Annotated in this window: 20 protein-coding genes and 1 tRNA gene; 8 read left to right on the top strand and 13 right to left on the bottom strand. The window is 64.0% G+C overall.

The features are described from left to right. The first annotated feature begins 176 nt into the window (after positions 1–176). Positions 177–1,898 carry a glycoside hydrolase family 13 protein gene (locus HCR84_RS03035; RefSeq protein ID WP_166982225.1) on the top strand — a complete coding sequence of 574 codons (1,722 nt, stop codon included), beginning with the start codon at positions 177–179 and terminating at the stop codon, positions 1,896–1,898. Between the two features lie 132 nt (positions 1,899–2,030). Here HCR84_RS03035 and HCR84_RS03030 read toward each other — a convergent pair whose 3' ends face one another. After that, positions 2,031–3,437, bottom strand: a complete 1,407-nt coding sequence (locus HCR84_RS03030; RefSeq protein ID WP_166982227.1) for a M23 family metallopeptidase — start codon at positions 3,435–3,437, stop codon at positions 2,031–2,033. Positions 3,438–3,636: 199 nt separating this feature from the next. Beyond that, positions 3,637–4,452 (bottom strand): inositol monophosphatase family protein, encoded by an 816-nt coding sequence (locus HCR84_RS03025; protein ID WP_166982229.1) that lies wholly within the window; start codon positions 4,450–4,452, stop codon positions 3,637–3,639. Positions 4,453–4,632: 180 nt separating this feature from the next. Between HCR84_RS03025 and HCR84_RS03020 the strand changes: the two genes are divergently transcribed. Further along, positions 4,633–5,133 carry a hypothetical protein gene (locus HCR84_RS03020; protein WP_166982230.1) on the top strand — a complete coding sequence of 167 codons (501 nt, stop codon included), beginning with the start codon at positions 4,633–4,635 and terminating at the stop codon, positions 5,131–5,133. Positions 5,134–5,158: 25 nt separating this feature from the next. Beyond that, a complete protein-coding gene (locus HCR84_RS03015; RefSeq protein ID WP_166982232.1) occupies positions 5,159–5,704 on the top strand; it encodes a type 1 glutamine amidotransferase domain-containing protein in 546 nt (181 codons plus the stop codon). Positions 5,705–5,829: 125 nt separating this feature from the next. On the opposite strand, the gene HCR84_RS03010 is transcribed toward HCR84_RS03015, so the two are convergent. Beyond that, a tRNA-Tyr gene (locus HCR84_RS03010) sits at positions 5,830–5,911 on the bottom strand. A 99-nt stretch (positions 5,912–6,010) separates the two neighbouring features. Continuing rightward, a complete protein-coding gene (locus HCR84_RS03005; RefSeq protein ID WP_166982234.1) occupies positions 6,011–6,898 on the bottom strand; it encodes a carbohydrate kinase family protein in 888 nt (295 codons plus the stop codon). Between the two features lie 56 nt (positions 6,899–6,954). Between HCR84_RS03005 and HCR84_RS03000 the strand changes: the two genes are divergently transcribed. Beyond that, a complete protein-coding gene (locus HCR84_RS03000) occupies positions 6,955–7,965 on the top strand; it encodes a LacI family DNA-binding transcriptional regulator (RefSeq protein ID WP_166982236.1) in 1,011 nt (336 codons plus the stop codon). A 71-nt stretch (positions 7,966–8,036) separates the two neighbouring features. On the opposite strand, the gene HCR84_RS02995 is transcribed toward HCR84_RS03000, so the two are convergent. From HCR84_RS02995 to tadA, 3 genes are read right to left on the bottom strand one after another with little or no spacing between them, the layout of a single operon-like run. Next, on the bottom strand, positions 8,037–9,680 hold the full coding sequence (locus HCR84_RS02995) for a beta-N-acetylhexosaminidase (RefSeq protein WP_166982238.1): 1,644 nt from the start codon (positions 9,678–9,680) through the stop codon (positions 8,037–8,039). Positions 9,681–9,690: 10 nt separating this feature from the next. Then, on the bottom strand, positions 9,691–10,635 hold the full coding sequence (gene murQ / locus HCR84_RS02990; protein WP_166982240.1) for an N-acetylmuramic acid 6-phosphate etherase: 945 nt from the start codon (positions 10,633–10,635) through the stop codon (positions 9,691–9,693). Then, positions 10,632–11,117, bottom strand: coding sequence for a tRNA adenosine(34) deaminase TadA (gene tadA / locus HCR84_RS02985; RefSeq protein WP_166983224.1), 486 nt, complete (start codon positions 11,115–11,117; stop codon positions 10,632–10,634). Before tadA ends, murQ begins: the two co-directional genes overlap by 4 nt. Before the next feature lie 107 nt (positions 11,118–11,224). On the opposite strand from tadA, the gene upp reads away from it, so the two are divergent. Next, positions 11,225–11,857 carry a uracil phosphoribosyltransferase gene (gene upp, locus HCR84_RS02980; protein WP_166982242.1) on the top strand — a complete coding sequence of 211 codons (633 nt, stop codon included), beginning with the start codon at positions 11,225–11,227 and terminating at the stop codon, positions 11,855–11,857. Positions 11,858–12,436: 579 nt separating this feature from the next. Continuing rightward, a complete protein-coding gene (locus HCR84_RS02975) occupies positions 12,437–13,120 on the top strand; it encodes a winged helix-turn-helix domain-containing protein (RefSeq protein ID WP_166982244.1) in 684 nt (227 codons plus the stop codon). 9 nt (positions 13,121–13,129) lie between these two features. Here HCR84_RS02975 and HCR84_RS02970 read toward each other — a convergent pair whose 3' ends face one another. Both HCR84_RS02970 and HCR84_RS02965 read right to left on the bottom strand, forming a co-directional pair. Further along, positions 13,130–13,807, bottom strand: coding sequence for a response regulator (locus HCR84_RS02970; RefSeq protein WP_166982246.1), 678 nt, complete (start codon positions 13,805–13,807; stop codon positions 13,130–13,132). Continuing rightward, positions 13,795–15,051 carry a sensor histidine kinase gene (locus HCR84_RS02965; protein WP_166982248.1) on the bottom strand — a complete coding sequence of 419 codons (1,257 nt, stop codon included), beginning with the start codon at positions 15,049–15,051 and terminating at the stop codon, positions 13,795–13,797. Before HCR84_RS02965 ends, HCR84_RS02970 begins: the two co-directional genes overlap by 13 nt. A 101-nt stretch (positions 15,052–15,152) precedes the next feature. Here HCR84_RS02965 and HCR84_RS02960 point away from each other — a divergent pair, with 101 nt between their 5' ends. Next, positions 15,153–16,127 (top strand): CPBP family intramembrane glutamic endopeptidase, encoded by a 975-nt coding sequence (locus tag HCR84_RS02960; protein ID WP_166982250.1) that lies wholly within the window; start codon positions 15,153–15,155, stop codon positions 16,125–16,127. Here HCR84_RS02960 and HCR84_RS02955 read toward each other — a convergent pair. Next, a complete protein-coding gene (locus HCR84_RS02955) occupies positions 16,106–17,098 on the bottom strand; it encodes a GNAT family N-acetyltransferase (protein ID WP_166982252.1) in 993 nt (330 codons plus the stop codon). The two genes, HCR84_RS02960 and HCR84_RS02955, sit on opposite strands and share 22 nt — an antisense overlap. A 639-nt stretch (positions 17,099–17,737) precedes the next feature. Here HCR84_RS02955 and HCR84_RS02950 point away from each other — a divergent pair. Beyond that, positions 17,738–18,181: a MarR family winged helix-turn-helix transcriptional regulator gene (locus HCR84_RS02950; RefSeq protein WP_166982254.1), complete on the top strand. Its 444-nt coding sequence runs from the start codon at positions 17,738–17,740 to the stop codon at positions 18,179–18,181. Here the strand turns inward: HCR84_RS02950 and HCR84_RS02945 are convergent. The 3 genes from HCR84_RS02945 to HCR84_RS02935 are packed head-to-tail and all read right to left on the bottom strand — an operon-like array spanning position 18,178 to position 20,031. After that, positions 18,178–19,188, bottom strand: coding sequence for a YihY/virulence factor BrkB family protein (locus HCR84_RS02945; protein ID WP_244972630.1), 1,011 nt, complete (start codon positions 19,186–19,188; stop codon positions 18,178–18,180). The genes HCR84_RS02950 and HCR84_RS02945 overlap by 4 nt on opposite strands. Beyond that, on the bottom strand, positions 19,178–19,414 hold the full coding sequence (locus HCR84_RS02940) for a hypothetical protein (RefSeq protein WP_166982258.1): 237 nt from the start codon (positions 19,412–19,414) through the stop codon (positions 19,178–19,180). The genes HCR84_RS02945 and HCR84_RS02940 overlap by 11 nt, the downstream gene beginning before the upstream one ends. 56 nt (positions 19,415–19,470) lie before the next feature. Beyond that, positions 19,471–20,031, bottom strand: a complete 561-nt coding sequence (locus HCR84_RS02935; protein WP_166982260.1) for an HAD domain-containing protein — start codon at positions 20,029–20,031, stop codon at positions 19,471–19,473. Positions 20,032–20,045 lie beyond the last annotated feature (14 nt).

Raw genomic sequence — 20,045 nt, 5'->3', positions numbered from 1 at the left:
GCGTCTGCGCCTCGAGAGTCCTCGCACGCTTTTCTGCAAGCGCTTCCACTTTTACATGAACAACACGTTGAACACAACTCCACACCCAGGAAAACACGCGCCATTGTGATCATCTCGTGATAAACGTTCACGTAAGCGTTTCCAGAATGGTCGGCACCTGCCGTACAGTATTGGGCATGACTCAAGCCAGTTCCGCTGCCCGCGACGCGCCGCCGCCCACAACAGACGCCACCGTGGGCGCCGAATGGTGGCGCTCCGCGGTGATCTACCAGATCTACCCTCGCTCGTTCGCCGATGCGAACGGCGACGGCATGGGCGATCTCGCGGGAATCACCTCTCGTCTCGACGCGCTCAAGCAGCTCGGCATCGACGCCATCTGGCTGTCCCCCTTCTTCCCTTCGCCTCAGAAAGACGCCGGCTACGACGTCGCCGACTACTGCGATGTCGACCCGCTTTTCGGAACGCTCACCGACGTCGACGAGATGACGGATGCTGCGCATTCACGCGGCATCCGAGTGATCATCGATCTGGTTCCCAACCACTCGTCAGACCGGCATCCGTGGTTTCAGCAGGCGCTTGCCGCCGCGCACGGCTCTTCCGAACGCGATCGCTACATGTTCCGCGATGGCCGCGGTCCAGACGGCGCCGAAGCGCCAAACAACTGGGAGTCCGTGTTCGGCGGGCCCGCCTGGACCCGCACTGTTGACGCACAGGGCGCCCCCGGCCAGTGGTATCTGCACCTGTTCGACTCGAGCCAGCCCGACTTCGACTGGAGCAACCCCGATGTACGGTCGATGTTCCGCGACGTGCTGAGGTTCTGGCTTGACCGCGGGGTTGACGGCTTTCGCGTCGACGTCGCGCACGGCCTCGTCAAGGCCGACGGGCTGCCCGACTTCACACCTCCGGGCAGCGCAGGCAGCATGGGAGGCCAGGGCACAACGGATTCAACCGCCGTTCTCGCTCCGTACTGGGGGCAAGACGGCGTGCATGACATCTATCGCGAATGGAACCAGGTGCTCGCGGAGTACGACGGCCAGCGTGTGCTGTGCGCCGAAGCCTGGGTCGACCCGCTGCAAAAGATGGCGCTGTGGGTGCGCCCGGATGAGATGCAGCAGGCCTTCAACTTTCCCTACCTCGAGACCCCGTGGAGCGGCGCGGAGCTGCGCCGCATCATCGACGAATCCATCGCCGCGTTCTCGGCCGTTGGAGCGCCCAGCACCTGGGTGCTCTCTAACCACGACGTCGTACGCCACGCATCACGGCTCGCGTTGACGCAAGAGAACCCACAGGGCCACGGCATCGGGCCCGAGACCGCCGACCGTCCGAACATCGACATCGGCCTGGCTCGCGCGCGTGCAGCGTCCGCCCTCATGCTTGCGCTTCCCGGAGGCGCCTATCTCTACCAGGGCGAAGAGCTCGGCCTTCCCGAGGCCATCGACCTTCCCGATGAGGCGCGCCAAGACCCCACCTGGTTTCGCACGAATCACGAGCGCTACGGCCGCGACGGCTGTCGCGTGCCGATTCCCTGGGATGCCGATGCGCCAGCCTACGGTTTCAGCGCGACGGGCGCGTCGTGGCTCCCGCAGCCCGACGATTGGGCACCCTATGCGCGCTCGAGCCAGCTCGGCGTCGCTGGGTCGACGCTTGAGCTCTACAGCCGCGCGCTCTGGCTTCGCAAGACGCACCAGCTGGGACTCGGTGCGATCGAGTGGCACGACGCCGGCGACGACAGTGTTTTGTGGTTCAGCAACGGACCAATCACCGTCGTCGCGAATACGAGCGATCAGGATGCCGTCGTGCCGACGTCGCTGAGCGAAGCGACGCGCGCTCTCGAAAGTGCTCCCGCTCCTGACGGCGGCATTCCGGCCGATTCAACTGTCTGGTTCCTCACCCCGTAGACGATCCAGTTCGCCTCGAAACGGCACCGCGTCGCACGTGTCGACGCGGTGCCGTTCTCATCTGCGCACAGCCACGAACCCGTGACAGCAAAAATCCCGGCATCTGTGCCGGGAAGAAGAGCTGTGCGAGTCTTAGTTGGTGTTCGCGTAAAGCCACGCGAGCGGGTCGACGTGCTTGGTTCCGTTGAGGAGAATCTCGAAGTGCATGTGGGCTCCGGTGGAGATACCGGTGTTTCCCGTTTTGCCGATGATCTGGCCCACGGAGACGTGGTCTCCGACCTGAACGGTGCGCGAGCCTGGCACCATGTGTCCATACAGGCTGTGGATCATCTGCCCGTCGATGACGTGCTCGATGACGATCTTGACGCCGAAGCCTCCGCCCGAGTCGGTCGACTCGACGACGACACCGTCGGCGATGGACTGAATCGGAGCACCGTAGCCCGGGTTGAAGTCCTGACCGAGGTGGTTTGTCGAGCAGCCAAGCGAGCAACCGGGGCGCGCGCCATAACCGCTGCCAATGTGAACGCCAACGGAGAACGGCCACTGAACCGTTCCGTTCGGGTCATTCGTGAAGGTGTTCTCGGGATTGATCCCGAGTTCCGTCGCAGCCTGCGTAACCGACAGAGCACCGTACGTGTCGCGCTGCAGAGCAAGGTCGGCCGAGGCGGTATTGACGAGCGACTGCGGCTGCCCTGGAGCATATGTCTCGTGCTGAATCGACTGACGCTTCTGCGCCTGCACCTCGTCGGCGCTGAGCAGCGCGTTTGCGGGCACTGACGTCGCAACGGTCATGAGCCCGACAGCGAGAAGAGCGCTGATGCTCATCGTCTTCGCAGCAAGGCGTCGAATCGACCGCGGCGGGCGCGGATTGTCGACGGGCGCTGATTCTGAGGCCCCATGGCGACCACGAGGCGGTGTCGGAGTGTCTTCTGCCGCGGCGGCCGGTACGGGTTCGGCCTTGACGGGAATGTCGACCGTGTCGTCGTCATGAGCGTCGTCAGGAGTTGACGCCTCATCAACCGGAAAGGCACCCGCGATGATCTCTTCAAAGGATTCTGTCGTCGTCGGCACGTCGTCTGGTGTGATCTCGGCGACGGGCTCGACAGCCGCTTCCACTGCCGAAGCGGACTCGATGACCTCGGCTTCGACGACGACGTCGGGCTCTGCGCCGGGAGCGGTCTCTGTGGCGATCGGCTGCGGATCCGGCGATGCTGCGCGACGACGGGCGCGACGGGAAAGCTGCACCTCAGCGGGCGTGGCTGATGCGCTTGGCATCATGCCGGAGTGATCGTCTGTCGCCTTCTGCTCGGCACGGCGGCGATCGCGCCGAGAAAGAAACTCCGTGTTCGCCGGAGCCGCGGCAGTTGTCGCCTCATCGAGCTCCGCGACACCGGCGGAGCGCTCACTCTCACGAGCCTCTCGAGCTTCACGGTCACGGCGTGCACGACGCGATTCGAATGCTGCTCCTGTGTGAGGGGTCGCTGCGGTGCCTGAGGGGTCGAGAACAGACTTGTTCTCTTCAGAGGCACGACTCGACACAGGCAGACGGACTTTCTTCGCTCGGGGGCACAGCTGTTGTTACCAGTAAGCATTGGGGGCGCCGTTTGGTAACGGATTGATAAACAGTAGCAAAGTCAGGCTGAATATTTCCAGAGCAACATGCCGTTTTTTCGTCCCCCAAATGGGGAACGGAGAGTCGTTGCTTCGCGTCGCCTGCAATGGCGGGCGAGGCGGCGGTTCAGTCGAGAATTCGATCCGCGCCCAAACCTTCAAGCTTTGCTTCAAGGAATGCGAATAATCTGGGTTCGGCAAGAAGGGTCATGGATGCTGTTGCCGGCGCCCCTCTGAGTCCACCGACTCGCGCTCCAGCCTCGCTGGCCACGAGAGCCCCCGCAGCCATATCCCACGGGTTCAGCCCCACTCCGAAAAAACCATCGAGGCATCCGTCTCCAACTCGGCACAGATCAATTGCGGCCGATCCCATTCGCCGAATGTCTCGAACCTCGGCGATCAGCTCTGTCACGATGGCAGCCTGCCGTACGCGACGCTCGGGATCGTAGCCGAAGCCCGTTCCCACGAGCGCCACTCGAGGGTTCACCGCGGTGTTGACGTGAATCTGCTTCGTTCCGCGAAAAGCGCCGCCGCCCTGCGACGCCGTGTACATCAGATCACGCGCTGGTGCGTACACGGCTGCCGCAAGAGGCGACCACGTCGCCGGATCGGGGTCGCCCTCCACAACGCCAATGCTTACGGCGTAGTCGGGCAACCCGTAAAGATAGTTGACGGTGCCATCGATCGGATCAACCACCCACGTGATGCCGCTGGACCCTGCTGTGCCGCCGCCTTCTTCGCCGAGAATTCCATCATGAGGCCTCGCTCGCACGATGAGGTCTCGGATGAGCTGCTCCGACTCGCGATCCGCCGCGGTGACAATGTCTTCGGGCGACGACTTCGTCGCTGCGACGCTGACTCCCTCGCGCCGTCGGTCACGGACCAGCTCACCGGCGCGAGCGGCAATGTCTCGGGCGATGTCCTGCAGATCGTGTGCACTCATGGTCTCGACGCTACAGCCGTTCGAGATTCTTCGGCATCGAACAGGTCTCGCCCTGCGCATGTCAATCGACAGCGCGGCTCACTCGGCGTCTCGCCGAATCACTCGCTGATGTGAGCGGGAGCACCTAGTGTGAGGAGACACGCACGTATTCTGCTCTGAGAAGTTCGTTGAAAGGGGCGCATGATGACACCGAACACCGCGGGACCAATTGACGGCACCGCAACGACAACCCACTCTGACCGCGGCGCCGGTAATCCACGGCTCCTCGTGTCACGCGACTCGATTCAATCCGTCTTTGACATCACAACCGAGCTCGTAAGCATTGGCTCGGCCGAGTCGAGCGAGTTGCGGCTCGAGGGGGCAGAGCTGCTGCACGCGACAATTCATCATGACGAAGATGACGAGTACATCCTGACGCTCATCGAAGAAGGCCTCATGACGGCAAATCCCAAGACGACAGCGTCTGACGGAGAGCGCACGCAGATTCTGAGGCAGGGTGCGCGCTTCACGGCCGGGCCGTGGACTCTTGTGTTCGCCCGTGAGGAATTCGCAGATCACGGCCGCCCGTTCGGCGGCCGCGAAGGCGGCGAGTTCTCAGACCAGGCGGCCCAGCCGAGGCGCCCCGACTACACGAATGAGCGAGACGACGACGAGCCGCCGTACGAGGTGCAGAACAGCTGACGTTGACAATCTGAAGGGAGCACCAATGAGCATCACTGGAAAGAAGGTGGCGGTTCTCGCCACGAACGGCTTTGAAGACAGCGAGCTGACGAGTCCGTGGGAGGCACTCGAGAAAGCCGGAGCCGTGCCCACAATGGTCTCACCGACTCCGGATGTGATCACGGGGAAGAACGGTCACGGTCAGAATGTCGACATGCTGGTTCGCGAGGCGAAGGCACTGGATTTCGACGCGCTGATGCTTCCTGGCGGCGTCGTCAACGCAGATGACCTTCGCCTGGATCACGACGCCGTCGCGTTTGTTCGCGGATTCTTCGTCGAGCAGAAACCCGTGGGCGTCATCTGCCACGGCGCATGGATTCTTGCCGACGCAGATGTTCTCTCGGGCCGCACTCTGACGAGCTACCCGAGCCTGAGAACGGACCTCACAAACGCGGGTGCGACATGGGTTGACCAGGAGGTTGTCGTCGACAGCGGCCTCGTCTCGAGCCGAACTCCGGATGATCTTCCCGCGTTCAACGACAAGCTCGTCGAGGAGATCGGAGAAGGCCAGCACACCGGCCAAACCCTTTGACCGTGTTCGGTGCGCTCGCGGGTGTACTCGCACGGAGCACCCCGAATGTGCACACTGCACACACAGGTCTGGCAAAAGCAAGGGCTCCTGCCGATATGGCAGGAGCCCTACTGCTTGCCCGAAAGTGGCGAGTGAGGGATTCGAACCCCCGAAGTCGATGACAGCTGATTTACAGTCAGATCCCTTTGGCCGCTTGGGTAACTCGCCAGGGGCGCGCTCGACCAAACTTGTACAGCCAACCGAAGGCGCCACAGAGATATTAGCCTTTCACACGGCCGGGACGAAATCGAGCCCCACACGACGGATTCACGGCTCGCGAAGCAACGCGCCGTCGTGTCTGCATGTGGCCCCAGCCACCAGCATGGCGCGGTCGAGAACAGCGCCCCAGGCGTCGTTCGAGTCGGGAACGCCGTTCGCGATCAGACTCTCAACAACAGACGCAAGAACGGCATCTCCGGCACCCATTGTGTCGATCACCTCGCCGGGCAGATCGGCGATCGGGCGCGTCACCGTTTCGTCGCCGCTTCGCACGAAAGCACCGTCGCGCCCCGCCGTGCCGACGATGTGAGGCACGCCCGTGTCGGCAAGCCGAGACACGAGCTGGTCGAGATCGGTGCCGTACAGCATCCGCGCATCATCATCGCCGACCTTGACAAGTTCGCAGAGTTCGGCGACGGCTTCGAAGCCGCGCACGAACCTCTCACGCGAGTGCAGCATGCCCGCTCGCGGATTGGGATCGACGATCATGCGTCGCCGGCCTGGCGGAACGGATGCTGTCAGCAGACCGACCTGCGCGAGATCGTCGAACGGAAAGCAGCTCACAAGCGTGAACGGCGCATCGTGAATGGCCTGTAGCGTCTCGGGACCGAACTCGATCGCGCGCTTCTGCGCCGCTTCGTTGAAGATGTAGCGCGGCTCCCCCGCGCGGCGGTCGCTGATCGCCCGCGACGTGCCGTTCGGCCCAATCGTGCGCACGAAGCCCACGCCATGCTGGTTCAGAAACTCCGCGATGCGAGCGCCGTCTGCGTCGTCGCCGATCATGGCGATGAGCGTGGTCGGCACGCCGAGACGAGCGAGGCCGACAGCGACATTGAGTGCCGCTCCTCCCACAAAATCGCGGGTGCCGGAGCTGTCGCGAAGTTCATCGATGAGAGCGTCGCCGATGACGACGACGGGGGCAGTCACGCTGTGCATATCGGTCAATGTACACGGCTGCGTATGCTGGTGCTCATCCACTGATGAGGAGTTCGATGGCCGGAATCGAAGAGGTCGCCCAGAAGGCCGGTGTCTCGACGGCGACCGTATCGCGGGCGCTGTCGGGCCGCGGCTACGTTTCCGAGCGTACGCGAAGCAAGGTCGAAGAGGCGGCGAGCGACCTCGGGTACGTCGTCTCCTCGACAGCATCCGGGCTTGCCTCGGGCCGCACGCGCAACATCGGAGTCGTCGTCCCGCTGCTCAGCCACTGGTACTTCGCCAGCGTCGTCGAGGGTGCGGAGACAGCGCTGCTTCGCCGTGGCTACGACACAACGCTCTATAACCTCGCCGGAGGCGAGGCCGAACGCCGCAGCGTTTTCACCCACTTTCTGCTGCGCAAGCGGGTGGACGCCGTCATCGCGATCAACCTCGAACTCACGGCAGACGAGGTGAGCGCGCTGCACGACCTGCACAAGCCACTCGTCGGCATCGGCGGACCGATTCCCGACGTTCCCACGCTCGAGCTCGACGACTTTCAGCTCGCGAAGCTCGCAACGTCTCACCTGACAGGGCTCGGGCACCGCCGCATCGCGCACATCGGCGGCGGTCGGGAGTTCGACGTTGACTTTCACCTTCCCACGACGAGGCGGCGCGGCTACGAGGCGGCGCTGACCGATGCGGGCATCACTGTCGATGACGCCCTCGTGCGGCCAGCGGACTTCACATTGCAGGGTGGGTACGTCGCGGCCAAACAGCTGCTCGGCTCGCCCTCCAACCGCCCGACGGGCATCTTCGCGGCTTCAGACGACATGGCGATCGGCGCCATTCTTGCGGCACGGGATCTGGGGCTCTCTGTCCCGAGCGACGTGTCGATCGTCGGAGTCGACGACAACCAGCAGGCACCGTTCTTCGATTTGACGACGATCGCCCAGTTTCCCAAGCGCCAGGGCGAGACAGCCGTTGACCTGCTGCTTGCCGAGTTGGGCGAGAGCACGACAAAGCCTGCAGATCTCAATCTGCCTTTCGAGCTCGTCGTGCGCGGGTCGACGGCACGCCCGCAGGAGTGACGGCGCGTTCAACGCGCGCAGTGCGACGGTCAGCGACCGGGCCCTCGGGAGGCGCTCCGCGGGGTGTGCGCCTACGTCAGGTCAGGCAGGATGTTCTCCACGAGAGCGCGCTGAATCGCCAAGCGTTCTTCGCGGGTGATCGGTCTGCCCGGGGCGTCGGGCCGGCTCTGCCAGGGTGCGGGGCCATCGGGATGCCGGTACTCGACGCCGAGCGCGTCGAGCCGGTACCGGTGCTGATCGAGCCGCGCGTGAAAATCGGTGAGGTTTTTCTCGGCGGACCACACGGCCTCGGCGAGCGCGCACAGTCTCGGAAACAGCATGTAGTCGAGTGAGCGCGATGAGCCGATGTGCTCGCTCCACATGTTCGCCTGGCCTCCCAGCACGTGATCTGCTTGCGGGGGCGTGAGCTCGGCCGGCAACGGGTCGAACGCGTAGACGTCGTCGACGCCGAGCGGAAATCCGACGGGAATGGGCTCGGCCAGGTCATCGGACTGCCGGTAATCGAAGTACACCTCCGTGTCGGGGCACACGACCACGTCGTGGCCGGCACGGGCGGCCGCGATCGCGCCGTAGCTGCCGCGCCACGAGGCGACGGTGGCGCCCGGGGCCAGGCCTCCCTCGAGGATCTCGTCCCAGCCGTACGCTCGCCGCCCGCGACGGCTCAGGTGTGCGTCGATCTGGCCGATGAACCAGCTCTGCGCTGCCTCGCCGTCGCGCAGACCGCGTTCGCGCATGAGCTCCTGCGTGCGCGCATCGCTCTGCCACTCGTCTTTCTTCGCCTCGTCACCGCCGATGCCGATGAACGTCGAGGGGAAGATTTCAATCACCTCGTCGAGAATGCGGCAGAAGGCCGCAACCGTGGCCTCTTCAAGATTCAGCACACGGGTACTGATTCCCCAGTGCGGCCACGGCTCCGCGGGTGCCGCGCCGATGCCCCACTCCGGGTACGCAGCGAGTGCAGCCTGTACGTGCCCGGGCATCTCGATCTCGGGAACGACGGTGATGCCCCGCTCGGCAGCGTAGGCGATGATCTCGCGGGCGTCGTCTTTCGTATACCAGCCGCCGTGCGGCCGCCCCGTCGTAGTCGCATTCGGGCCGTGACCGCGCTGGCTGTCGCTGCGCCACCCGCCGCGCTCGGTCAGTCGCGGAAACGCGTCGATCTGCAGCCGCCAGCCCTGATCGTCAGTGAGGTGCAGATGCAGGGTGTTGAGCTTGTGCAGCGCCATCTGGTCGATCACCCGCATCACGTCACGCGCAGGCCGGAAGTTGCGAGCGACGTCGAGCATCAGCCCACGCCAACCGAAGCGCGGTGCGTCCGCAATCACGACGTGCGGCAGCATCCAGTCGGCATCGTCGACGATGGCACGGCGATGGATCTTAGCCGGCAGCAGTTGAAGCAGGCTCTGCGCACCCCACAGGATGCCGCGCGGCGATCCCGCGCGCACAGATACGCCGCTCTCATCAACGGTCAGCTCGTACTGCTCGTCGCTGAGCGAGCTGTCCAGGCTGAGCTCGATCACGCCCTGGCCCGGAGCGACACTGTCGAGAGCGAATCCCGTTGCCGGCTGCAGAAGCCGGCGCAGCTGAGCCGCCTGCCGGGCAAGCTCCGCGGGTGCCGCGATGGTCGCCGACGACGTCAGCTCATACGTGCCCGGCTGTGTCCGCATTTCTCGGGGTGCCGGAATGATCGCGAGGTGAAGAGCTGAGCTCACCATCGGCTGCTCCTCACTGCGCGCCGCCCTGGCCAAGCGCCTCTCTGATGAACCCGTCGGCGGCCTCGAGCGCGTCAGCGGCCGCACCCGCGGAAACACCCGTGAGAACGGCGACGATCGCCGCCTTCACCGACCCGTCCGCCGCGTCAAGCTGCTCGGCCGCGCGCAACTGGTCACACCCGGTTGCGCGCATGATCGTGCGCTCTGCTCGCGCGCGGAGCTTCTCGTTCGTGATCTGCACGTCGACCATCAGGGTTCCGTACGTTTTGCCGAGCTTCACCATCGTGAGCGTGCTCAGCATGTTGAGCACCATCTTCTGTGCCGTACCTGCTTTCAATCGGGTCGACCCCGAAATGATCTCCGGCCCCACAACCACCTCGATCGCAACATCCGCTGCGGCGCCAAGCGGCGAGGCCTCGTTGCAGGCAACGCCGATCGTGAATGCCCCGCGCTCGCGTGCCTCGGCCAGGGCTCCCAGAACGTACGGGGTGCGACCGGATGCTGAAATGCCGACGACCGTGTCGTGCTCCGCCACGTCTCGTGACGCGATATCCGCAGCACCCTTGCCGGCGTCGTCCTCCGCCCCTTCGACGGCCGTCCGGATCGCCCCGTCGCCCCCAGCGATGATGCCGACGACGCGATCCGGGCCGAGCCCGAAGGTGGGTGGAATCTCGCTCGCGTCGAGAACGCCGAGACGCCCGGGAGTACCAGCGCCGATGTACAGCATCCTGCCGCCCCGGCGCATGCGCTCCGCGATCGCCTCCACCGCCCCAGCGATCGCCGGCTCCACACGCGCAACGGCATCGGCAACCGACGCGTCTTCGCGGTTCATCGCCTGCACGAGCTCGGCCGTGCTGAACGTGTCGAGCGTCGCATACGCATCGTTCACGCGTTCGGTCGCGAGCCCCTCGATCTCACGATGGATCGTGCCCGATCCGTTCCTCTGCTGCTGTGTCATGTGCTGTGTCTTTCGTCCGGTACGCTCGGCGCCACACCCGGCGGCATCTGCACCGATGTCTCGCGGAAGAACCGGGTCAGCAGCTCGCCGCATTCTCGTGCCCGCACCCCGGGCACGACCTCAACCCTGTGGGTGAGCCTTCGGTCGCGAAGCAGATCATGGATGCTGCCCGCGGCACCGGCCTTCTCGTCCCATGCGCCGAAGACCACCGTGGGGATGCGTGCCGCCAGAATGGCGCCCGCGCACATCACGCACGGTTCGAGAGTGACGACGAGCGTTGCATCGTCGAGACGCCATTCCCCGCGCGTTGCCGTTGCCCGCCTGATCGCGACAATTTCGGCGTGCGCCGTCGGATCGGCTCGCGCCTCACGGGCATTGCGCCCGCTGCCAATCAGCTGCCCCGTCGCGTCGACGAGGACGGCACCGACGGGAACGTCGCCCGTCTGCAGCGCTGCCCTCGCCTCATCGAGAGCAAGCGTCATGAGCTCGTCATGTCGCGGGTCCGCGCCAAGCGGCATCTGCGATTCTCCCTCTGCGTCATCGATGTGCCCGTCTGAGCTTTTGGTCATTGGGCTGTAGGTTTAACAGTATGCGAGTGCACGTTGCCGATCATCCGCTCATCACCCACAAACTCACGGTGCTGCGCAACAAGAAAACCTCTTCTCCCACCTTCAGGGCGCTGACCGAAGAGCTTGTCACGTTGCTTGCCTACGAGGCGACACGCGGCGTGCGCACACAGCCCGTCGAAATCGAGACTCCGGTGACGACGACGACGGGGCTCGAGATCAGCTCGCCTCGGCCGCTCGTTGTGCCGATTCTGCGCGCTGGCCTCGGAATGCTCGACGGCATGGTGAAGCTTCTCCCCACCGCGGAGGTGGGCTTTCTCGGCATGGTGCGCGATGAAGAGACCCTGCAGCCGATGACCTATGCGGAGCGCCTTCCCGACGATCTGTCGAACAGGCAGTGCTTCGTTCTCGACCCGATGCTCGCCACGGGCGGCTCGCTCGGTGCTGCCATTCAGTTCCTCATCAAACGCGGTGCCGTCGACGTGACTGCCGTCTGCATTCTCGGTGCGCCCGAGGGCCTCGAACGGCTCGAGCGTGAGACCGAAGGGCTCGACGTCACAATCGTTCTCGGCGCACTCGACGAGCGGCTCGACGAGAACGGCTACATCGTGCCGGGGCTGGGTGACGCGGGAGACCGCCTGTACGGGCTCGTCTGATCCACCAGCCACACCGGCGTTCGTGGTCGCGGCGTGTCTCTACCTGTGGCCCGCCTTCGCGTTGATCTACGTGGTCTGGACGCACTCCAGCTACCAGCGCCGTGGATCGCGCGCACTCGCGGCCGCCGCTCGCCGTTCTCGTCTCGACGATGGCGTCGGGATCGTGCAAGCTTCTGTGAGCCACGGCATCCAAGCTTGAGCCGTGAAGAATAATATGCAGACTGGTGCCTTTTCAATCGCAGATTCTCTATTGTTACGCACGCATTCGTCATTTACTGCAATGATTTGACACACCGATTCGCGTGCGACTTAGATTGATGTCATGACACACAGCACGCGCCCCCTGAGCTCCGTCGAGTTCCCTGGGGATGCCGGGTCGATGATGGCCGGAATCGCTGCTGTCATGTGTTGTCGAATGTGCCGTTAACACCCTGACCTCATACCGCACAGAGCTCATACCGCACAGAGCGTGGATGCTGTCAGCATCCGCCATTTCGACACCACACACTTCTCGCCCCGCCCCGACACGCGTCGGTGTGGCCAGGGGTGGATCACACTCGTCATCGCAAAGGAACTATCATGTCACTCGCAACCGCTTTTCCGCAGGTCGTCCCCACTGAGAACCGCACTCGCGCACTTCGTGCCGTGCCGGCAGCGCCCGAGCCCCGGGGCTTCGCGCTGTACGTCGGACTCGACGAAGAGGCCGCTCGCGCCGCCGGCACCACGCTCGGCGCCATCGTCGAAGCCGTCAAGAAGACAATCGGCGAGCTCGCTCCCGCCGCGCAGTCCTACGCCGCAGTTGCTCTCGCCCCTTCGGGAGTCGGCGGCCGCGATGTCGACGTCGTGCGCCTCGCGCTGCAAGAGCCAACGGCTGTCGCCCGCAACAGCGCAGAGCCTGTCGAAGAAGAAGACGAGCTCGACCGCGCACACTCGGGCGTCGTCATCGACATCTCTCGCAAGCGCGTCGTGCTCGACAACGCGTCGGCAACGCTCACCTACAAGGAGTTCGAGCTTCTGCAGTACCTCGTGCTGCGCGAAGGCCGCACCATCGAGCGCACCGAGCTCATCACCGCGCTGTGGTCAGCGCACGACGGTGAGATCCCGAACGAGCGGACAATCGATGTGCACGTGCGTCGGCTGCGCTCGAAGCTGGGGCGTTACGAAGACATCGTGCGCACTGTGCGCGGCGCCGGCTATCGCTTCGATCGTCACGCCGACGTCTCGATCCGTCACGCCTCGACGCCGTCGCCCGACCTGTTCTGATGCGCTTCGCTAGTCCGTTGGGCGCTCGAGCGACCCGTTGACGGCATTGGCGATCTGCACGCGATTGTCGGCACCGAGCTTGTCCAGAATGCGACCCACATGGGTCTTCACCGTCGTGACGCTCACAAAAAGCTCTGCGGCGATCTCGGCGTTTGACAGACCCTTGGCCACACCGATGGCGATGTCACGCTCGCGCCCTGTGAGTGAACCGAGCTGCGGGTGCATCCGCCCCACCACGCCCCGCGCGTTCGGCCCTGTCGCCTGACCGATGAGCCACGAGAGGGCAGACTGCGACAGCATCCTCTCCCCCGCCGCAGCTCGCCGCACGGCGTCGACAAGTTCGCGTGGCGGCATGTCTTTGAGGAGAAACCCGCGGGCTCCGTGCCGAAGCGCCTCGTACATGAACTCGTCAGTATCGAATGTCGTCAGAATGATGATCGTCTGCTCGGGGTTCGCAGCGAGCAGCCGCTCGGTCGCCGTGATTCCGTTCATCTGCGGCATGCGAATGTCCATGAGCACGACATCGGGATCGGTGCGCGCCACAAGCTCAAGAGCCTCGGCGCCATCGGCTGCCTCTCCGACGACGGTCAGGTTCGGATCGCCCTCGAGGACGAGGCGAAGCCCAACGCGCACAAGCTGCTCGTCGTCGACGAGTGCCACCGTATACGAGCGCGTCACGTCTTCCATGGAAACAATACTGTCAAAGCGAAGGAGCCATTCGCTGGTGAACTGACCTCGAGTGTGCCGCCGACGAGTCGCACACGTTCGGCCAGGCCGACGAGACCGAGTCCGGATGCTGGTGCCGAAAGCAGTGTCGCCTCACCGCTCTCGACCCCGGCAGCGTTCTCGATGTCGCCAGCGCGGGCCGCCCGAATCGGGTTGCTGATCGTGAGGATGAGGTGCTCGCCGGGCTGACCGTGCACGCGGATGCTCACACGGGAGTGCGGGGCGTGTTTTCGTGCGTTGGTGACCGCCTCTTGAATAACCCGAAAGACAGTGCGGCTGAGTGTCTCTGACGGCTCGTCCCACAGTGGAGCGACCTGCGACTCGACGGTCAGGTCGACGGGGTTTCCTGCGCGCTCGCTCTCGGCACGCAGCTCCTCCAGATTGCGGAGCGACGGCTGCAGCATCCGGCTTGAATCAGCGGGCCCGCCCGCAGGATCGCGCAGGATGCCCAGAATTTCCCGGAGCTCTTCGCCGGCCAGACGAGCGTTTTCCCTCACCGTTCCGGCGGTCTGCGTGATCTGTTCGCGGCTCAGATCAGTGCGCACCTCAAGCGCTCCGGCGTGCAATGACACGAGTGAGAGTCGATGCGCCAGTGTGTCGTGCATCTCGCGGGCGATCCGTGTGCGCTCGCTCGCCCGCGCCTGCTCGACATGCGCGGTACGCTCCCGCCTCTCGCTGTCTACTTGCTCTCGCAACGCGATGTGCAGTTGACGCCGCCCGCCGATGTACAGCCCGGTCAAGACAAGCGCTGCCGTCACGAGAGCCGACATCAGCGCAGAAAGCCACAGCGGAGACGCTTCGTTCTGAGGCAGAGTCATTTCGACGACGACGTTCGACATTGTTGACAGCACCGCGACCGGAATGATCTCGCGCACACGACGACGCGTCGACAGCGAGACGAGCGCGAACAGCGCCGCCCCCGTGGCCAGCATCGACACGGCCGTCGATGCGACGATGAGAATCGAGAGCAGCAGCGGCGCACGGTGCCGAAACGGGTACAGAGCGATCGCGATCACGCCTAACGCGAGATCGGCAAGAATCCGTAAGCCCAACTCGGCATCGTGCGGCCCGTCGGGCAGCGCATCCATGACGATCATTCCGTACGTCAGAGCGAACGCCGCCAGACCGATGAACAGCACAAGAATGAGGCGCCATGTTCCGCTCCACAGGCGCGCCAGTCGAGGAAAGACGGTATCGGCGTTCACGCTCATCATGCTATCCGCGGTCTCATCCGCGAGGCATCCTGCCGACGGCTCGTCATCAGGTCATCCTTAAGGATGGCTGTTTCTGCGCACCCGAAGGATGCATGCTCACAACATTCAGCGCCACCATGGATGACGTGACACTGACGCGCTTCTCCCCGGCAGCATTCGTACCCGGTGCCCTGCCGTACCACCGTCTTGCGCGGTCGACGGACGCCTACCGCTGGTGGCGACCACTCGTCGTCGGGATCGTCGGCGTGGTCTTCTACGGAATCTTCATTGTCGGATGTGTGATCGCGATGCTGATCGCGAGGGTCATCAGTCCTGACATTGGCACCGCTCTTGACGCGTTCACTCGTGGACAGGCCGCCCTCGATCTGAGTAATCCCGCTGTCTTCGCGTTCACTCTGCTGTCGCTCATCTACTTGCTCCCTTCCCTTTTCATCGCACAGCTGCTTGCAGGCACGAAGCCTGTCGGCTTGCTCTCGTCTGTCGCTGGACGCGTGCGGTGGGGTTTGCTGCTGCGCTGCCTCGGCATTGCGGCTATGGTGTTCGCGCTCAGCCAGGGGGTGTCGTCAACAATTGCCGCGTTCTCGGGCGATGGCATCCCTGCGCCCCTCGGCATCTCAGAAGCAGCACTCCCCCTCGCGCTCACTCTGCTGCTCGTGCCGTTTCAGGCAGCGGCCGAAGAGTATGTGTTTCGCGGGTACCTGATGCAGACGATCGGCGGGTGGCTTCGGCATCCGCTCTTCGCGATTCTGTTGCCCGTTCCCCTCTTCGTGATCGCCCACGGCTACGATCCTTTGGGCCAGACCAGCGTCGCCGTCTTCGCGATCATCGCCGGCTGGCTCACCTGGAGAACTGGCGGTCTCGAAGCCGCGATCGGGCTGCACATCGTCAATAACGTGTCTGTCTTTGGGCTTGGCGCATTCGGCCTCGTTGACGCCAACGCGAGTTCGCTCGGCATCATCGATCTGATCATCACGATCGCGACGACGCTTGTATACGCAACGGTCGTTGTGTGGCTGTTCCGACGCGGCAGGCGCGCTGCGACGCGTCAGCCGGGCATGCCAGGGTAGCCCTCGGGCGTAAGCCACAGTTGCGCCCCGACGATCTCGCGCCCGGCGGCGAGCGCATTGCGCAATGAGGCCTGATTGTCTGGGTGAATATGCCCCCAGAGCACGTCGTTCGCGGTTGGGAGTCGTCCCGCCAGCTGCCGGAGTACGACGGGGCCGAGCCCACGGCCGCGATGCTCGCTGTCGAGGCAGATCTCGTGCACGCACCAGCCGCGGAGGCCGAAGGAGTCGTCGCGGGCGAGGGCGGCAACTCCGGCGGGCACGCCGTCGACCCGCACCTCGAAGAGCAGCCCCTCCTCGGCGCACTCTGACAGCGACTCCGCGTCTTCGGGGATTGCCCACTCCGCGATGTCGGGGCGGGAATTCGCGATCTCGGCGTAGATCTCGGCGGCCCGCGCGGCCGCGGCATCCGGTGATATCTTCTCAAGCGCCACACGAGCCTCGCCCGCAGCAGGCTCTCGCGCCGAAAGATCGCGTATTCGACCGGCGACGATCCAGAGGTCAACGGCGGCGTGCCCGGCAGCAGGGCCAGCACGGTCGATCGCAGAGATGAGGCCGACCGGGTCGGGGGCGTTAGCCCGAAGGCACAGCGGCGCAAAGTCAGCGTAATGCGGCAGAATCTCGGCCAGCAGCCCAAGCCCCTCGGCGCTCGGCGGCAGCGACGTTGCGATGACGTCGACAAAGGGCTTGGCGAGGTCGCCACCACGAAATCGGATGCCGGTGATCGCCCACTCTCCATCGGCGAGTTTGATGCGTCGGTTTGCCCAATCGAGCGGCTCCCCGACACCGAGGCCCGTCATTTGGCGACCGATGGCTCCCCACTCCGCATCGCCGACGAGATCGAGGTTCGGCTGAAGCCAGGCGGCGAGGTTCTCGCGGAGGGTCACCGACCACGAGCGAATGCGATCCGAGGTCCACCGTTCAGCGGCGTCGACGATAGGTGCTGACGTACTGGCATCGAGAATGTCATCCACTGCGTCAGCCTAACGTCGATGAGGCAACGACGCCCTACCGGTTCTTCCTCCGATAGAACACGCCGGCGACGACAGACGTCATGGCGAGAATAGCGACAAGCCAGCCAATGGAAATACAGATATCGCCACCGACGCGTGAGTACACCGATTTCCCACACTGGGGTGCCATCGACCGCCGCGCGCTCCCAGAGGTCGGCCAGGTCGGTGAACATCGTCATAAGCGTGTAGCCGTCGGAGACGTCACCGGAGTGCATGAGTACCGGTGCATCGCGTTGGCTGCCGTCGCCCGTTGGTGTTGAGCGAATACACCTTCCGCGGAGGCCCCTTTTCAGACGGAACCTTCTCGACCTCGACGAGCAGGCACCCCCAGCTTCCGCAGGCTGGGCAATTGGATAGCCGCTGTTCAGAACATTGGCAGAAAAATAACGCTTTGGTAACTAGACGATGTTATCTTTCCGTTATATATTCGAAGTGCGTCAGTTGCTTTGCTGTGGCGGCTGGCGCGGAATGTGATTGCAGGACACTCTTGGTGCAAGGGAGAGGGCCGGTCGTAAGCCTCTACGACCGGCCCTCAATCTGTGTCATAGCGGCCCCCGCCCCCCGTTGCACTACTATCCTGATGCAACAGGAGGGATTCCAATGGCTCAGAGATCCACGGCTGTGCACGCGTGGGAATCGCTGTTTCGCGCCCAGGTGCAGGTGATGCGCGTACTCAACGATGACTTCCCAACTCATTCGATCTCGATCAATGAGTACGACATTCTTTTCAATCTCTCACGCGAGCCCGAGAGAGCAGCGCGCCTTCGGCTGCTGAATTCCCGCGTGCTGCTGAGCCAGCCGAGCGTCTCACGCATGGTCGATCGTCTCGTCGCTCGCGGCTATGTCGAGAAGACTCAGGACGAGAAAGATGGCCGCGGCACAATTGTGCGCATGACCAAAGCCGGCTATCGCGAGTTTCGCTCCATCGCCGTCAAGCACATGGAATCGATCACCGATGTCATGCTTGCAGCTCTGTCGGACGAGGAACTCACCCAGCTCACCGCGCTGACGACGAAAGTGCGCACGGCAACAGCGGGCTGCTAGTCATCGAAAGAGCGGCGCAGTTTGCGTGCCGCGATCACTGCTTTGGCCTGGGCTTCGATCTTCTTGTCAATCGCTGTCGCGTCGCGCAGCGGAAGCTGCAGAGAATACTCAGCGTGAATCCCCTGCTGCAGTTGCCGCGATCGTTCGAGCTCGGCCTCAACGCCGATTCCGAAGACGAGTGCCAAATTGCTCAAATACAGCCAGATGAGAAAGACGATGATGCCGCCGAGTGACCCGTACGTCGCGTTATAGCCTCCGGAGTTCGAGACGTAGACAACGAAGCCGACAGTCGTCACCGCCCAGACAAACAGTGCCGTGATCGCCCCGAGGCCGATAAATCGAAACTTCGACGGCTTCACGTTCGGCGAAAAATAATAGAGCAGTGCGATGAGCGCGATGGCGGCGAGAACCAGCACGGGCCACTTGGCAATATTCCAGGTGGCAACGCTCGCGTCACCGAGACCGATCGCCGACCCGATCAGGCGGGCAACAGGTGAGCTGACGATGAGCAGAACCGCCATGATTGTGATCGCCACAAGGCTCGAAGCGGTGAGCAGAAGCACCGTCGCGCGCAGCTTGAGCGCAGGCCGCCCCTCGGTGACGCCGAACGCGCGATTTGCCGCGCGAGTGAATCCATCGACGTACTTCGACGCCGACCAAATCGCTCCGAGAATACCCAACACGAGTCCGAGCCCGGCGCCCGGTGCCGACATGATTGTGGTAATCGGCCCTTCGAGCGCCTTCGCCGTCTCTTTCGGCGCCATGTCGTTCAGCATCTGAATCAGCCCCGTGCTCACCGATCCATCGGCGTTGACGATCGACAGAATCGAGACGATCGCGATGAGACCTGGGAAGAGCGCCAACACCAGGAAGTACGTGAGCGTCGCCGCCACATCGGCCGCCTTGTTGACGGTGAACATCTGAATGGCGCGAACGTAGGCAGCCCGGATGCTGCGAAAGCGCAGCCGTGTGGGTCGAGAGAGTTCCTCAGTCAGATCACTCATCATCGTCACCGCTGAAGGCTGTCGCGATGACGTAGATGGCAGCGCCGACCGCAGCGACGCCCACCCCGATGGCAACGGGAACGATCTTCACCCGAATCGCTGCAATCGTGTCGTCGAGGTCTTCTCGCAGCTCATCAATGTTCAGCTGCCGGACCCACGGCCCGATATCCCCTGTGCGCTTCTCCCGATCCGTCGGAAGAACCATCGCCCGCCCCGCGTGTTCTGCCATACCGTCACGCTATGAGCATCTGAGCGCTGTGGCAAGCATCGGCCCAGCGCGTTCGATCAGCGCAGCACCGCCTGGCGCTGCGCCTGCTCGGCGAGAAACGAGCGCATCTGCGCTAAGTGCAATCGCTCGATGCCGTGTTCGTACACGGTTGTGAGCTTGAGAGAGGGCGTGCCGACGGTTGCATCGTCGACCATTCCGCCGTGTGCCATCACAGCTTCGTCATCAACCCAGATAAACGGGGCCGAGGCCAGCTCTTGGTCGGCGATGATGCTCTGTGCCTTCCACCAGCCTCGCCCACGGTCGACGCTGACAGCGTCGACGTCCATGATGGCACGCCCCCCGAAGAGCCCTCCCAATGCCGGGGCAAGACTCGTCATCGACGCGTGCATCTCGTTCCACGTCGACAGCCACACGAGCTCAAGGCTGAACTCGTCGCGCAGAGCGTCGAGCTCGGCCACCACCTCGGGTGCCCAGGTGAGCGGCATGCGGCTCATCATGCCGCCCCCGTACTCGATCTGCACGCGCGTTGACTTCACCTCGGAAAATGGCGGTTCGTCAGCGTTGATTGCTCCATCGACGTCAAGGTACAGACGCGTCTGGATGTCAGAGGTGGGCATGGTGCTCCTCGCCG

This window comes from Paramicrobacterium fandaimingii (assembly GCF_011751745.2).
GTDB classification, from domain to species: Bacteria; Actinomycetota; Actinomycetes; order Actinomycetales; family Microbacteriaceae; genus Paramicrobacterium; species Paramicrobacterium fandaimingii.
Note: the sequence above shows the minus strand (reverse complement) of the source record. Positions and strands in the feature narration are given on the sequence as shown.